Source organism: Pseudomonas poae RE*1-1-14 (genome assembly GCF_000336465.1).
GTDB lineage: Bacteria > Pseudomonadota > Gammaproteobacteria > Pseudomonadales > Pseudomonadaceae > Aquipseudomonas > Aquipseudomonas poae.
Map to the genome: position 1 here is coordinate 532,653 of NC_020209.1, position 15,871 is coordinate 548,523.

A 15,871-nucleotide genomic window follows, 5' to 3' on the forward strand; every position below is an offset into this window, starting at 1 on the left:
CATGTTCAAAACACTGGCCTGTACCGCTTTATCCACGGTTTGCTTGCTGTTCGTGCCCCTGGCCTGGGCAGCGGTCGAACGCGAGACATTCGAGGTGTTCGTGACGATTCCCACTGCGGATTTTTATGTGTTGCCGGTGGACCCGCTGTTGGTCCAGCGCGAACAACACTTGGTTTACAACCCGGTCACTTCGCAAATGAGCTCCCTGAGGGCACCCTTCGAGGTGAAAAACATCGGCGGTGCCATTGCCGCGCGTCTCGACAGCGAGGCTTTTCTATCTAACGGTACTGATCGAATCGACTTGCAAGTGACGTTCAATCAGGTGCCCTTGAGTCTGGAGCAGGCGCAAGTTGTCTCGAGTATCGATGCCAAACCAGGCATACGGGTAGGCCTGGAAATCGCGGCAGTCAAGCCGCCAGAGGACTACCAGCCTGGGCGCTATTTCGGCACGGTGCATATGGTGTTCGATGCGCTGGTATCGGGGAGCTTCTGATGGGAGTTTTAGACGTGAAACACTTGCTTTGTTGTTCGGTACTTGTGGGTTTTTTCGGCGTAGCACAGGCGAACACTGTCGACGTCACCGCCGAGTTTCGGCCCGATCCGACGAACCCAATGGTCAATCGTTTCAAGAATACGACGCCGAGTACGGGGTACTGCGAATGGTTTCATGCATTCTGTAATCCTCGAGGCTTTTTCAGTCTGTCTTTGCCGTTTGGCTTGCCGCAAACCACAGGCGGTCCCGTTCCGGCCAAACACACTGATCCTCGGCAGGGGGCTTACTTGAAGGTGCCCTCGGAATGGCGCAACGTCACGGTGACCAATGAACAGGGCGACAGTGCGCAATTGGACGTGCGTATCTCGGGGATTGGCGGTCGGGCGGACCATGGCGGCGATGTGCAGGTCATCACCGGGGGCGGGGGCTACAACGAGTTGTGGAACACCGGCCGTTGGCATAATGCTCCAACGCCGTGCATTCCTACGGGCGGCCTCAATGGCACCAGTTACTACGTTGTGTGGTTCTGGTTGGTACCTGAGAACGCAGGTGCCTGCGCCACGCAGGCCCAGTTTGACCTGCCTGAGTTGCACTTTCGTTATCTATCATTCGGTTACGAATTGCGCCCGCCCAATCCGCTGTCGACGCCAGCCGGCATCTATCGGGGCAGCCAGACCTACACCATTGGTCCAGGACTGGACTTCGATTTCGGTGACCGAGTACTGCCCGTTGGCAACACCGTCACCTTGAATTTTGTCCTGGATGTTGACCATATTCTCAAGGTCGAAGTCCCCCCCGGCGGCAACCGCGTGCAACTCGAACCCCAGGGCGGTTGGCAGGGCTGGTTGCAGAACGGGCGCAAACCCACGCGCCTGTTCCGCGACCAGACCGTCAACCTGTGGGCCAGCTCGCAATTCAAGATGACCCTGGAATGCGGCGCGCCGATGGGCAACACCTGCAGCGTGCGCAATGCGGCCGGCCACCAAGTGCCGCTGGACGTGGCGGTGACCTTGCCCCCGGGCTTGAGCGATGCTGGCGGGCGCTTGGTCAATCGCTTGCCGTTGCGCCTGGACGGCAGTGGCACCGAGTTGTTCCAGCCCAGCCGCTACATCGACCGCAAGCCCAGCACGCTGCACTTCGAGGTCCAGGCCGACAGCGTGGCGCAAATGCTCGAACAACCCGGCAGCACCTACAACGGTGACGTAACGGTGGTCTGGGACTCTGCGATCTGATCGCTCATCGCGTGCGATTGGTCCGGTTGGCAGCTGCTGTCAACGCTGTGCGCGTGAGGCGGCGCATCCATTCCTGTTGGTTGTAGCCCAGGTCGTTGAGCAAGCGGTTGTACACGTCATCGCTCATGGGCGCGTCGGCGAACACCACGCTTTCGGGCACTTGGGCGGCATCGGCCAGGGTCTTGAGGCGCTCGCGCAGGCGATTGCGTTCGGCGGCTTCCAGGGTGTCGGCGCTGGCCCATTGCGCCTGCTCGGTCTGCAAGTCATCCAGGGCCAGAAAGCGCTCGCCAAATTCGTGCTCGTTGTCGCTGCATTGGCTTTCGTAGGCAGTGCGCAAGTGTTGTTCCCACCAAGGCTCAAGCAACATCTGGTTGACCAGGCCGTCGCCTTCGCCGAGCGCCGTTACGGCAGTAAAGGCTTTTTCGATGCGTTTGGAGGAGACATTGGCGGTTGCCCGATACAGCATGTGATCGCTCAACCAGGGCAGGTCGAGCCGCGCGGCCAGCGACGTCTGATAGGCGAGGTGCACATCCACTTCATCGATCTCGCCGGGCTCGCCGTTGAGCACGTCCGAGCTGAACCGCTGGCCCTGGCCGCCTTGCGCCTTGGGTTTCAGGCGCAAGGCGATGTCCTGGCCGACGACTTTGGCCAGTTGCTTGAGCCGCGCGCTGCCCCTGGCCAGGGTGACCAGGCGCGCTTCAAGTTCGGCGCCGTTGGGCGCGTCGCGGTAGGCTTCGCTGACCAGCACTTCGATGCCCATTTCATTGAAAATCTGCGCCCCGGCATCCGGGCACAGGCCGGGGAAACTGGCCATCTTGAACAGCCGCTCGCGTAATGCGCTGTCTTCATAGGCTGCCAGCAGCATGCGCCAGACCTGCTGGTTGAGCAGTGGGCGGTTGGCGGTGTAGCGGCCTTGGTCCGCTTCATTGGCGAACGGTCGCTTGATCTGCAACGCATCGATCACTTCGAAAAAAACCTGGGAACCCTGCTCGCGCTCCAGGGCTTTCCATAGGGCATCCGACTCGCTGCGTTTGGCGGCCTCCAGGCCTTCGAGCCAGAAGGCGTTGGCACCGCGCGGCTCATAGGTGCGGTTGGGGTCCAGGCCGGCGTCGGTACGGTAGGTTTCGTAGCGTTGGCGCGCCTCATCGGTGAGGGTGGCGCGGTCAAGGCGTGTGCGTGCCACGAGCCTGGCGTGGGCTGAACCCTGTGCGACGTCGGGCAGGTGGTTGATGCGCGTGCCACGCAGGTCGAGAAGAAACTCATCGGTGCGCGGCTGCGCAAACAGCCCGGCGGGCCAGCTGTCCACCTGTGTACCCGCGAGGCGCAGCGTGCGCAGCCCGGGCATCCAACTGACGTCCGGCGCCTGTTGCAAAGGGTTTTTGCTCAGGTCCAGGCTCTTGAGGTGCTTGAGGGTTTTCAGCTGCGCGAGCTCGTTGCCGCTGAGCGCCAGGCGATTGCCCGAGAGTTTCAGGTCGCGCATGAAACGCATGTTCTGCAACGCCTCGGGCAACTGTGTGAGACGGTTGTTGGCCAGGTTGAGCCCGCGCAAGGAGGGCAGGTGCTTGAGAAAGTCACTGTGGGCATCGCCGAACTCGCAACCGGTGGCCTCCAGCACCGTGACGTGCTCGAAGCTGGCACTCAGGGTGGGCTGCCTGGGCGGCAGGCTCAGCAGGTCGCGGGTCAACAGGTCGAAGCGCAGCACGGTGCCGTGCTGCACATGGCCCCAGCCGTCGGTGTACTCGGCGAATCGATCCGCCCAGCAGCGTTCCAGCAATTGGGCGATGAGCTTTTTGGCGTATCGGTTGTCCTGATAAGGGTTCTCGCTCTCGCCGCCAATGGTCACTGTGTTCTTCCAGCTTTGCAGCTCGACATGCAGCAGTTGCTTCTCCGCCTCCAGGGCCTGGAGCGTGTCGACCAGGTCAAACTCGGGGATCTCCTCCAGAAACAGGGTCAAGCGCTCTTCGGTCATGCTCGGAAACAGCAGCTGCAAGGTTTGCCGCGCATATTCAAGCCGGGTCAGCGCGGTGGCGCCCGGGCAGCGACTGAGCACCGGGCCGCCCAACAACTGGCTGGTTTCGCGCGTCTGGATCACCGGCACCGGTGGTTCGGCAAGTACCACGCGACGCTCGGCCAGGGACTCCACGCGTTGCTTGATCCACTGTTTGAGCGCACCGCCTTCGCCCAACTGAAAGCCCAGGGCGTTGCGCTGCGTGGCCGGCAGTGCTTGCAGGATCGCCTGGTAAAGCGTGGTACGGCTGGCGGCGTGCGGGTTGGCGGGATCGACGAACAGATAACCGCGGGCGTTGCGAATCAGCACGCGCGTGGTGTCGGCCGACAGTGGCCCGACCGCACACGACACCTCACCGCTGGCGGAGTGTTCGCGAATCTCCAGGCGCAGCTTGCCAAAGGTGTCGCTGTAGACCTTGAGGGCATTGAGGGCCAGTCGCTCGGACGCCGGCGGCAACGGCGAGGGCCGATCAAACCCTTGGTAGGCCAGCGCCGATTCGTTGGCAAAGGCCAATTCCCGCGCCTGATTGCGCAAGCGCAGTGGCAGTTGCCGCTGGGCAAGGGCCTCGCGCTCGGCCTGGGTGGCGCTGGCGAGCAGGGTGCGTGCAGCATTTGAATCCAGGTAGTCAAAAGGTTCGCGCAAGGTCGCAAGGCTGGGGTCGTCGGTGAGTTCCCGGGTCTGGTACACCTTGTCGCTGATCTCGGGAGCGTTGCGCATGACCTGGTCAGCCAACTGGTCACGCAGGGTCTGCACCTGGTGTTCCGGTGCCACATCATCCCCCAGCAAGGTGCGGGTCGCGCTGTCGTCGAGGAACGCGAGCGCGTGCTCCGGCAGCTTGCCGGACAGCGCCTCGCTCTGGCTGAGCGTCAGCGTATCGGCCTCGGCGGCGTTCGCATGGCCGAACGTGAGCGCCGCCCCGTCGGGGTCGCTGTCCAGGTACACGCTGAGCGCCTTGTCCCGGGGCCAACCCGGCAGCTCGGTGAGGAGCTGTGGGAACCAGTCCGTCGAGGGCCCGTTTGGCAGTGGTTCACCGGCACGCACCTTGCGGCTGACAGCGTCGGGAAACACCTGGGCTTGCAGGCGATCAAGACTCGCGGCCAGCAGGGGCGGCACGGGCTCGTTGTAGCGGTACAGGCTGCGCAGCGTGCCTTCGTCGGTGCCGCTGGCGATGCGCAGTGCTTGCAGCTGCGGGTCGCTCAAGCCCTGCACACGCGGGCCCAGGCGCCGCATCAGGGTCTGGCTGTCCCAGCGCTGCGGCTGTTCGCCTTCGTGCACGAAGGCGCCGTCGTCGGCGAGCACGACGCGTGGCTGGTAGGCGTCCGGGCGCGTGGGGTGCACCAGGCGATGCTCGTCGGTTGCGGGGTCGTGGCGGATTTTATAGTGACGGTCCTGCAACGGGCGCAGGTCCTCGGCTTGCCGGTCAGCCGGGTGGGCATAGGGTTGCAGGTCCGGGTTCCATAACTTGCGCGCGCCGTCTTGCGCCTCGATTGGGTGCATGCCCTCGACAAACGCGGAGAGCTTGGGGCGCAGCACTGCGCCGACCTTGCCGGCGCCAGCGAACACCGCGAACTGCGCCAGGTTTTCCGCCACCCCCAGCAAGTGCTCGGCGGCTTGCGTGCCACGGCCCTGGGCCCAATCGAGCAACCCCTCGAAGACCTCGTCACACAGTTGATACACGCTGTACACCATCATCATCTGGCCCAGCACCGGCACGAACGGCGTGACCACCAACAGCGCCGCGTTGAGCACATCCGAGAGGATCTTTTCCAGGTTGTCCCACCAGGCCCGACGCGCCAGGCGGTCGACATAGGCAGTCGACACCGCCAGTTCGCGGGCGTCATTGACGATCTTGTTCAGCTTGACCCGGTACAGGTAGTGCCAGGGAGTGTCCTTCTTCGGGTCGTCCGCGCGGTGGGCGGTGTCCTGGGTGATGTCCAGCAGGCTGAATTTCAGGTTGCTACCCGCTTTCACCTGCGCAAAGAAGGCACCGCGCTCGGCATGTGCCACGAATTGGCTGAAAAATAGGTAGTCAGGCCCATCGCGTAACTGGCGCGTCAGCGTTTCGACAAAGGCCTTGGGCGAGGCGTATTGCTTGAGCGGGTGTTCGGGGTCCTGGGGCACCCAGGCGATGACGCGCCCTTGGGCTTGGCGCTGCTCCGGGTCGGTGGTGAACAGCATGACCCCGGCCAGTGGGCTGCCGGCCACGCTCAGCGAGTAGCAGCCCAAACGCAGGCCATCGAGTGTGAGGTTGACCGGGTTGTCGATAAAGCCCAGAAGCGCTTGATGCGCATCGGCCGGCAAATGCTCGCTGTGCAGGCCCAGGTGCGCGCTGCTGCGCAGGTCCGCCTTGAGCTGGCTGACCACTTCAGCGCGCACCACACCGGCCACTGCCGGTTGATCGAAGCCCAGAACAGTCCTCAGTTCGGCCTGGTAACGCCCGCCGATATCCAGGGTGCGGCAGATCGCCTTGAAGTGATCGACCGTGAGTTTTTGCCCGGTGCTCTGATGCCGGATCGAGAGGATCTGACGCTGGCCCCGGGCATCTTCCGGCCCCATGAAGGCGTGGTCGACGAAGCGGTCGCCAGCGGCGAAGTTATGCAGGGCCATGTCCAGCAATGACAGGGTCTTGCTGTGTACGCCGCCCTTGAGGTTGATCGCCCACCAGGCGACCGGCGCGTTCATATAGACGCGCAGCGAGGTGTTGCGCATGTCCACGTCGCCGTAGTGGGGCAGCAATGCGCCCTTGAGCAGTGATTCGGCGAAGGCGCGCAGGTCGTTCAGCGGGCCGAGACGTTTATCCAGCGCCGTCTGGGCCTGCCAATGCTCGGCAACGGCGGTCTTGAGTGCTTGATGCTGCGCGGGCGTGGCCCTGGGGTAGGGCACCGGCGTTCCCAGGCCATCGCGCTGAAGGGCTTGAATGCGGGCCGGCGTGGTGCCCTTGATCCAATCGGGCAAAGCGTTTTGGATCAGCTCGACATGGCGGCCCTGGAAGGGCGTGGCGGGTAAATCAGTAGGCATGATGTGAACCTGAATAGACCAGTGGAATCCTTGAGTCTATGCAGTCGAGGCGCCTGAAATAAGCTTGAAAATTAGTCGGTTACGCGTGCCTAAAGGTCAATAATTCAGCGCTGAACACTACCCGGATGCCACCCTTTTTCAGCGCGCCGCACACAGCGTGTTCGCGCCGGGTTGCAAGTACGGCGTGAGGATCGGTGCCATGCCTTTTAGCACCTGCACCGGCAAGGCCGAGGTGAAGGTGAAGCGCTCGGCCGAGGCGCCCGGCACGAAGGCGGTGAGCGTGCCGAAGTGGTGTTCGCCGATGTAGAACACGAACGTCGCCGTACGGTTGATGGCTTTGGAGCTGATCAGGCGCCCGCCCGAGCCCGTGGCCTGGAGGCGGTTATCGCCGGTGCCGGTCTTGCCGCCCATCGACAGCGGCGTGCCGTCCGCCAATGTGAAACTGCCCGCCACGCGTTTGGCGGTGCCGGCGTCCACCACTTGCGACAGCGCGCCGCGCAAGGCGGTGGCGACTTCACTGGGCAGTACCCGCCGGGCGCGGTTCGGGTCGCTGACCAGGTGTGTTTCGTACGGGGTGTCGGCGGCAAAGGTCAGGCTGTCGATACGCACCACCGGCAGGCGCATGCCGTCGTTGAGGATGATACCCATCAGGTCGGCGAGGGCGGCGGGGCGGTCGCCGGAACTGCCGATGGCGGTGGCCAGCGACGGCACCAGATGATCGAACGGGTAGCCCACGGCTTGCCAGCGCTGGTGAATCTCCAGGAAGGCTTCGATCTCGAGCATGGTGCGGATACGGCTGTCGCGGGCGCTCTGGTGACGGCTTTTGAACAGCCAGCTGTAAACTTCCTGGCGCTCGAATTCGCTGGCCTTGACCGCGTCGTTGAAGGTTGCGTCCGGGTGGTTGAGCAGGTAACCGAGCAGCCACAGGTCCAATGGGTGCACCTTGGCGATGTAGCCCTGGTCGGGCAGGTCGTAAGCGCCGGGGCCGTAGCTCTGGTAAAGCTTGGCCAGGCGTTGGTCGCTGAGGGTGCCGCCGGTTTTGAGGTGCGCGCGCACAAAGCTGTTGAAGCTGCTCTGACTGGCCCGGGGCAGCAGGTAGCGGTGCACGGCGGCCAGGCGGATGGCGGTGGGGTGCAGGCTGTCCATGAAGGTGTCGAGGCGCGCCTGGGTATCCTTGTTGCGGTATTTTTTCCAGAACTTGAGCAGGAACGCGCTGCCTTCGCGGTCGGCAAAGCGGGCCAGGTATTCCTGGCGGCGCGGGTCGCTGTCGTCCTTGAGCAGGCGCGCACTGTTGTCGGCGCCGGCGTAGGTGGTGTAGCGCACCAGGTCGCGCATCAGGCGAATGAACGGCAGGTTGATCGACTCGCGCAGAGCGTCGCGCAGGGTCGGGTTGCGGCCGTTGTCTTCGCTGCGAAAATTGTGAAAGCGGTGCAGGCCGCCGCCAGTGAAGAACGCTTCGCCGGGGTTGGCCGAATAGGTGCGGTCGAGCGCGGCGTCGAGCATCTTCGACAGCGTGCGGTCGGGGTTGCGTATCAGATAATCCAGGGCCCAGCGCGACAACACATCCTGTTCGGCGGCCGCGACTTTTTTCAGCGTCGCGGCCGGTTGTGCGGCATAGCGCTCGTGCAATTGGCTGATGATCTGCAGGTAGGTGGTCAGCACCCGCAGCTTGGCGGTGGAGCCCAGCTCCAGCTTGCTGCTCTGGTTGATGTCGAAGGGCTGGTCGGTGTTGTCGGTCTGCACGCGCACGCGCGCGCCACCTGGGGTCAGTTCGAACAGGGTAAAGCTGTAGCGCACCTGGGGCGTGCTTTGGGCCGTGAGCAGGCGCGGGCCGAGCAGGCCGATTTGCCCGGCGAAGGCCGGGTCTGCCAGCCGCTTGAGGTAGTCGGTGGTCCGGGTTTGCAGGTCATATTGCAGGGTGCTGGTGGCGGCCAGGTCGAGGCGGTCCAGGTCATACAGCGGGCGGTCGAGCAGACTGGCCAGGCGGCTGCGCGCGACGGTGATGGCCTTGTTGGTTTCCACTGGCTGCAGCGTTGGTTGCTGTTGCCAGTCGCGGTAGGTGACAGCGCCTGCGAGTGCGGCGTCGGCCAGCGCCGGGTCGATCACCTGGCTCTGTGCCAACAGGCGCAGGTGGCTGTCGGTCAAGTGCGCCAGTTCGTCACGGCCCTTGTTCAGGTAGTACGACGGGCGCCGTTGGGCAATCATCAGCGACAGCACCTGGCGCAGGGCCACGCCTTTTGGCGCGAGGTCTTGAGGCGCATCGTCGGCCAGCAGCGCATTGACTTGGTTGAAATCGGCGCCGAACCACACGCGCAATCCTTCCGCCATGCCGTGCACCTCACCGTGCCCCGGCACGGCCGAGAGCGGCACGGTGTTGAGGTAGTCGCGCACGATGTTCTGGCGGCTGCCCAGGGTATCGGCCCCCGGTTGGTAGGCCCTGACGCTGGCGGACAGCATCTGGCGCAGTTTCTCGCTGCCCGATGCGGTGAGGCCGTCGGGCGAGTGGCGATACTTTTCCAGCTGGGTGGCGAGGGTGCTGCCGCCGGCCGTTTGCCCGGGCAGGTGCAGCAGCCTGGCGACCTGTGACCAGGCCGCCCTGGCAAAGCGCGGCCAGTCCACCGCCGGGTTGGCGGTGGGATGTGCGGGGTCGAGCAGGTCGCGGTCTTCGATAAACAGCAGGCTGTGCACCATCAACGGCGGGATCGCGCCAAAGCGTTCATACAACTGTTGTGGGTAGCTGAAGCTGTACAGCGGCGCCGCGCGGCAGTCGGTGAGGCTCAGGCCGGCCTGTGCTTTCTCGGCGTAGGGCACATAAAAGCCACGTTGGGCATACGTCATCAACGCCGTCGAGAAACGCGCCTGGGCCTCGATCAGGTAGTTGCGCTTGAGCAGGCGCGGCAGGAATTCGTCGAGGGCGCTGTAACCCAGGCGCTGATCAAACGGACCGGCGCCGGGGTACACCATCGCGTCGCTGGCACCGGGCTCCACGCGATAGCTCAGTGAGGCGGCGAACGGGCTCAAGTGTGCCGCTTGCAGACGCGAGCTGTGCATCTCCCTGACGGCGGCCCAAGACACTGCCAGCAGTGCGGCCAACAACACCAGCCACCACCATCGCTTGCGCGAACGATGGCCTTTCGGCAATGGCGGCTGATCCGTGCTGTCGTCGAGTACCGCAGCTTTTTTCGAATCGGTTTGCCATAACGCGCCCATGGTCGATTGATCCATTCCCTCAGATTGATCGGACTTGGATGAAGCGTAGTCGCTGGTGGCGCGGTGTGAAAAATTACTCTTTGGCAGGCCCTGCTTCTGTGGCGGGCGGGCTTGCCCCAATGCCGTTCAGTCAAGCGCAGATTCCCTGTGGCGAGCAGGCTTGTCCTGCGTTGGGCTGCGCAGCAGCCCTAAAACCAGGCGCAGAGCCGTATCAGGTACACCGCGTTTTGCTGGATTGAGGGCGCTTCGCACCCCAACGCGGGGCAAGCCCGCTCGCCACAATAAGCCCACACATTTTCCTTGACTGAACGGCATCAGGGCTTGCCATCGTGCCGGGTCGAAAAGGCATGAGCACAGGGTTCAGGCTTTGAAACAGGTAACTCTGTCTCGTAGAATGCTTTTTTATCCGGATTTATCGCTGAATTCTGTCGCTTATAGAGTGAAAATTCCTTCGTTCGGGTTTTTATACTGCATCCCCCATCGGTGTTGCGGTGTAACGCCCGTTGGCTCAATCCAATAACAAAATGAGGTTGTACCTTTATGCCTGTCGGCAACCCCCTGCCCCCTGGCGAGACCGTCCCGGACGGCCCGCTCAAACGTGAACTGGGCGAACGGCACATTCGCCTGATGGCCCTCGGTGCCTGCATCGGTGTCGGCCTGTTTCTCGGCTCGGCCAAGGCCATCGAAATGGCCGGCCCGGCGATCATGCTGGCCTACATCATCGGCGGCCTGGCGATCCTGGTGATCATGCGCGCACTTGGCGAAATGGCGGTGCACAACCCCGTCGCCGGTTCGTTCAGCCGGTATGCCCAGGACTACCTCGGCCCGCTGGCGGGTTTTCTCACCGGCTGGAACTACTGGTTTTTGTGGCTGGTGACCTGCGTGGCGGAGATCACGGCGGTGGCGGTGTACATGGGCGTGTGGTTTCCCGACGTGCCACGCTGGATCTGGACGCTGGCGGCGCTGGTGAGCATGGGCACCATCAACCTGATCGCGGTCAAGGCGTTCGGCGAGTTCGAGTTCTGGTTCGCGCTGATCAAGATCGTCACCATCATTGCCATGGTGATCGGCGGCGTCGGCATCATCGCCTTCGGCTTTGGCAATGACGGTGTGGCGCTGGGGATCTCCAACCTGTGGGCCCACGGCGGCTTCCTGCCCAACGGCGTGCAGGGCGTGTTGATGTCGTTGCAGATGGTGATGTTCGCCTACCTGGGCGTAGAGATGATCGGCCTTACCGCCGGTGAAGCGAAGAACCCGCAAAAGACCATCCCCAATGCCATCGGCTCGGTGTTCTGGCGCATTCTGCTGTTTTACGTCGGCGCGCTGTTCGTGATCCTGTCGATCTACCCGTGGAATGAAATCGGCACCCAGGGCAGCCCGTTCGTGATGACGTTCGAGCGTCTTGGCATCAAGACCGCCGCCGGGATCATCAACTTCGTGGTGATCACCGCCGCGCTGTCGTCGTGCAACGGCGGCATTTTCAGTACCGGGCGCATGCTCTACAGCCTGGCGCAGAACGGCCAGGCCCCGGCGGCTTTTGCCAGCACGTCCAGCAACGGCGTGCCGCGCAAGGCGCTGCTGTTGTCGATTGGCGCGCTGCTGCTGGGCGTGCTGCTCAACTACCTGGTACCGGAAAAAGTGTTTGTGTGGGTGACGTCCATCGCCACGTTCGGCGCGATCTGGACCTGGGTGATGATTCTGCTGGCGCAGCTCAGGTTTCGCCGGGGCCTGAGCCCTGCCGAGCGCGACGGCCTCCAGTACCGCATGTGGCTGTTTCCGCTCAGCTCGTACCTGGCGCTGGCGTTTCTGGTGCTGGTGGTGGGCCTGATGGCGTACTTCCCGGACACGCGCATCGCACTGTACGTGGGCCCGGCATTTCTCGTGGTGCTGACTGTGTTGTTCTATGTGTTCAAGCTGCAACCGACCAGCAGGGCGATGCGCTCGGCCATCTGACGACCCTTGCACAACAAAAAGCCCCGTGATCGGGGCTTTTTTGTTAGGCGGGAACCGACTGGGGCCTCTGGCTCAAACGCTTGTTGAATTCCAGCCAGGCGGCGAGCGCGCCCATCAAGGCGGCCCCCGCCAGGGCGCTGCCAATCTGCACGTGCACGGCATCGCCGGCCAGCGCATTGACCATATCGGCCAACGGCGCCAGCAGCACGCCGAGGCAGAACACCTCCAGCGAATACCGGCCCATGCGACAGGTCTGCTGTGCCAGCCAGTTATGCGTCCAGGCCTCCCCCGGCAACAGTTTGGCGGTGACATAGGCAAGTGCCAGGAAGTGCAGCAGGCGCGCCGGTGAAAGGTCGGTCTTGCTCAGCGGGTACAGCCGTTCGCTGAGGGCCGCCGGCATCAACGCATCATGGAGGTCAGGCCAGCGCCAGGCGAGCGTGATCACCGCCGCGACCAGTGTGTAAAACGCCGCCAACACGAACAACGGTTGTCTGGCCAGCGTCCGGGTTTGCACTGGACGCGGCCGGCTGGCATGAATCGCTGCGGCACCGCCCAATACAAACAGCAACTGCCAGGTGACCGGGTTGAAGTACCACACGCCGTCGGCGATCGCGCGCAGGTTCCAGCCCAGGTGGGGCGCCAACAGGTACACCGTCAATGACACCGCGACCACCGCTCCGGTGTAGCGCAGCAACAACGGCAGCACCAGCGACAGGCCTGCCAGCAGCACGATATACAGCGGCAACGGGTCCATCAGGTTGGGCTTGAAGCGCAGCAGCAATTCATCGGTGAGCGCCTGTTGCGGGTGGGTGACGAAATGCGTCAGGCCCATCTCCGCCACCAGATCGCGGGTTTCCACATGGCTGTTGGCAAAAAACACGATGCCCATCAGCATCGCCAGCAAAAAGATATGCACCACGTAGAGCACCCAGGTGCGCCGCAGGATTTTCAACGCAGCCATCCAGTAACCTTCGCGCTGCAGCACCTTGCCGTATGCCAGCACCGAGGCATAGCCGGCAAGGAACACGAACACTTCGGCGGCGTCGCTGAAGCCGAGGTTGCGCAAGGTGATTTGACCGAGGGGATTGTGGGGGACGTGATCCCAGAAAATGAAGATCAACGCCAGGCCCCGAAAAAAATCGATGCGCGGGTCGCGTCCGTTCAGCATGGCAGCGGGCTCTATGAACAAATGGTTTGTAGGGGCAGGCGCGCGGCAGGGTGGTGCACGCCGTGCGTCGGGCGGGCGCAGGTTGGCGGTATTTGTAAGCAATTGCAAAGTCTGGATATTACTGAATGTCTCAGGCGCTTCGCCTCGCTGGATTCGCTTCAGGAAAACCCAACTAAACTCTTGATATCCGCCAGGAGGCAGTTGCCCAGACCGTAAGGAGCGCACACCGACGATCCGAGGTATTCCATGGGAGAGTCCGTTACGTTCACCGATGCCGAGCGCCCGGTGGTGCTGTTGATCGATGCCCATCCCGACGTGCTGCAACGCCTCACGCAGTTGCTGCGCCTTGAGCCGTTTTTGCTGCACAGCGCGACCTGTGCCGTCGAGGCGCTGGCCATTCTCGCTCGCCATCCCGTCGACCTGGTCATGAGCGCCGCGCGCCTGCCGGACATGGACGGCGCCTCATTGCTGGCGCATATCCACCAGGCGTACCCGCACACCGTGCGTATCCTGTTGACCGGCGAAACCGACCTGACCCTGATCGTCAAAGCCATCAACGAAGGCGAGATCTACCGCTACCTGAGTAAACCCTGGAAGGATGAAGAGCTGCTGCTGGCCCTGCGCCAATCCCTGGCCCACCAGCATTCCGAGCGTGAACGCGCGCGCCTGGAGCAGTTGATCCAGCAGCAGAACGACGAACTCAAACAGCTCAACGCCTCCCTGGAAAAACGCGTGGCGGCGCGCACCAGTGAGTTGCAGCAAACCGCCGACATGCTCGACCTGGCCTACGAAGAACTCAAGCACAGCTACGCCACCGGCACCGAGGTGTTTTCGCTGCTGGCCAACCTGCGCCTGCCGCGCGCCAAGCAGACCAACCGGCAGATCATCGAACTGGTGCGCACCTGGTGCGTGTCCCACGGCGTTGACAGCGCCAGCAACCGCGACCTGACCATGGCCGCCGCGCTCTACAACATCGGCAAGCTGAGTTGGAGCGACAGCATGACCGCCGCGCCCTCGGACCTGCTGCACGGCAGCGACCGCGAACGCTATCGGGCCTATCCCGGCCAGAGCGAGTCGCTGCTGATGACCCTGGAGCCGATGAAAGATGCGGCGCGGTTGATCCGCCATCATCAGGAACGCTGGGACGGCAGCGGCTTTCCCGACCACCTCAAGGGCGATGCGATCCCTGCAGGTTCGCGCCTGCTCAAGCTGGCGGTGGACTTTATCGAACTGCAAAAGGGCCTGATCCTGGAACGCCAGATGAACAGTGACGAAGCGTTGCTGTACATCCGCAAATACGCCGGGCGGCTCTACGATCCGAACCTGGTGGAAGACTTCGTGCGGGTCTGCGCCACCTACCTCAATGACGTGACCCTGGGCGATCCCGGCGTCAGGGTGCTGGGCACCCGCGAGCTGGAAGAGGGCATGGTGCTGGCACGCAACCTCAATGCGGACAACGGCATGTTGCTGCTCAATGCGGGCAAGTCGCTCAATTTGCCGTTGGTGGACAAGTTGATTGCGTTCGAGACGATGGAGGGTGCGCGGTACAGCGTATTCATCAAGGCTGAGCCCGATTGAGGAAATGCGGCCGGTAAGGAAAATGTGTGGGCTTATTGTGGCGAGCGGGCTTGCCCCGCGTTGGGGTGCGAAGCGCCCCCAATCCAGCAAAACGCGGTGTACCTGATACGGCTCAGCGCCTGGTTTTGGGGCTGCTGCGCAGCCCAACGCAGGGCAAGCCTGCTCGCCACAGGGAATCTGCGCCTAACTGAACAGCATTGGGGCAAGCCCGCTCAGGCAGAAAGCCCCCCTGAATTTGCGATAAAGCCTTGGACCATGTGATCCTTGCGCCTTTGCATTCAAGGCAGCTTGTCCATGACCTCAACCATTCGCATTGCCGCCGCCCTGCTGATCGGCAGTGACGGCCAGACCCTGCTGGTGCGCAAGCGTGGCACCCAGGCCTTCATGCAACCGGGCGGCAAGATCGACGCGGGTGAACAACCCGCACAGGCCCTGGCGCGGGAGCTGCTTGAAGAATTGAACCTGCGCATCGATCCCGACGCCGCCGTCTACCTTGGTCACTTCTCGGCACCCGCCGCCAACGAGCCGGGCTTCACCGTTGAGGCCGAGCTGTTCCAAGTAAACATCGATGTGGCCGTAACGCCCGCTGCGGAAATCGAGGAAATCCGCTGGATCGATCCGGCTGGCGATGGTGGCCTGCAGTTGGCGCCATTGACCCGAGACCTGATTCTGCCGTTTTATCGCGCCGCGCGTCCCGCATGATCCTGCGCCCGCTGCAGGCCCATGACGCCGAGACCTATCGCACGTTGATGCTGCAGGCGTATGACGCTTATCCCCAGGCATTTACCTCCAGTGTTGCCGAGCGTGCGGCGATGCCCCTGAGCTGGTGGCAAAAACGCCTCGACAACCCGCTGGATCGGCTGCTCGGCGCGTTTGCCGGGGACACGCTCGCGGGCATCGTCGGCCTGGCGTTCGAGCCCCGGGAGAAGGCGCGGCACAAGGCGACCCTGTTTGGCATGTACGTCACCGAGGCGTATCAGCAGCAGGGCCTGGGCCGTCAGTTGGTGGAGGCGGCGCTGGCCGAAGCGCGCCGGCACCCGCGTCTCAAGGTGATCCAGCTGACCGTCACCGCCGGCAATGACGCAGCGTTTGCGTTATACCAGCGCTGCGGCTTTATCCAGTACGGCCTGGAGCCGCTGGCGGTGCGGGTGGGTGTGGAGTATTTCGACAAGGTCCACATGTGGCGCGAACTCGAGTCCGACTGAGGCAGT

General features: G+C 63.2%; 9 protein-coding genes. 6 read left to right on the plus strand and 3 right to left on the minus strand.

The genetic code is table 11. The features are described from left to right. The first annotated feature begins 1 nt into the window (after position 1). Together H045_RS02445 and H045_RS02450 are read left to right on the plus strand one after the other, a co-directional pair. Entirely contained in the window at positions 2-493 is a 492-nt protein-coding gene (locus H045_RS02445) for a CS1 type fimbrial major subunit (protein WP_015371333.1), read from the plus strand. 293 nt (positions 494-786) lie between these two features. Continuing rightward, a complete protein-coding gene (locus tag H045_RS02450; RefSeq protein ID WP_425262180.1) occupies positions 787-1,725 on the plus strand; it encodes a hypothetical protein in 939 nt (312 codons plus the stop codon). A gap of 4 nt (positions 1,726-1,729) precedes the next feature. Here the strand turns inward: H045_RS02450 and H045_RS02455 are convergent, their stop codons facing one another. Together H045_RS02455 and H045_RS02460 are read right to left on the minus strand one after the other, a co-directional pair. Further along, entirely contained in the window at positions 1,730-6,751 is a 5,022-nt protein-coding gene (locus H045_RS02455; protein ID WP_015371335.1) for an NEL-type E3 ubiquitin ligase domain-containing protein, read from the minus strand. Positions 6,752-6,889: 138 nt separating this feature from the next. Continuing rightward, entirely contained in the window at positions 6,890-9,961 is a 3,072-nt protein-coding gene (locus H045_RS02460) for a transglycosylase domain-containing protein (protein WP_015371336.1), read from the minus strand. 540 nt (positions 9,962-10,501) lie between these two features. Here H045_RS02460 and H045_RS02465 point away from each other — a divergent pair. Continuing rightward, the gene (locus tag H045_RS02465; protein WP_015371337.1) at positions 10,502-11,914 is read left to right on the plus strand and encodes an amino acid permease; all 1,413 of its coding nucleotides are present in this window, start codon (positions 10,502-10,504) and stop codon (positions 11,912-11,914) included. A 43-nt stretch (positions 11,915-11,957) separates the two neighbouring features. On the opposite strand, the gene H045_RS02470 is transcribed toward H045_RS02465, so the two are convergent. Beyond that, the gene (locus H045_RS02470) at positions 11,958-13,082 is read right to left on the minus strand and encodes an OpgC domain-containing protein (protein ID WP_015371338.1); all 1,125 of its coding nucleotides are present in this window, start codon (positions 13,080-13,082) and stop codon (positions 11,958-11,960) included. A 246-nt stretch (positions 13,083-13,328) separates the two neighbouring features. On the opposite strand from H045_RS02470, the gene nosR reads away from it, so the two are divergent. The 3 genes from nosR (at position 13,329) to H045_RS02485 (ending at position 15,865) form a co-directional block, all read left to right on the plus strand. Continuing rightward, complete coding sequence (gene nosR, locus H045_RS02475; RefSeq protein WP_003231482.1) at positions 13,329-14,660, plus strand: response regulator c-di-GMP phosphodiesterase, NosR family; 1,332 nt, start codon at positions 13,329-13,331, stop codon at positions 14,658-14,660. A gap of 294 nt (positions 14,661-14,954) precedes the next feature. After that, complete coding sequence (locus H045_RS02480; protein WP_015371339.1) at positions 14,955-15,362, plus strand: NUDIX hydrolase; 408 nt, start codon at positions 14,955-14,957, stop codon at positions 15,360-15,362. Beyond that, positions 15,359-15,865 carry a GNAT family N-acetyltransferase gene (locus H045_RS02485; RefSeq protein WP_015371340.1) on the plus strand — a complete coding sequence of 169 codons (507 nt, stop codon included), beginning with the start codon at positions 15,359-15,361 and terminating at the stop codon, positions 15,863-15,865. Before H045_RS02480 ends, H045_RS02485 begins: the two co-directional genes overlap by 4 nt. Positions 15,866-15,871: the final 6 nt, after the last annotated feature.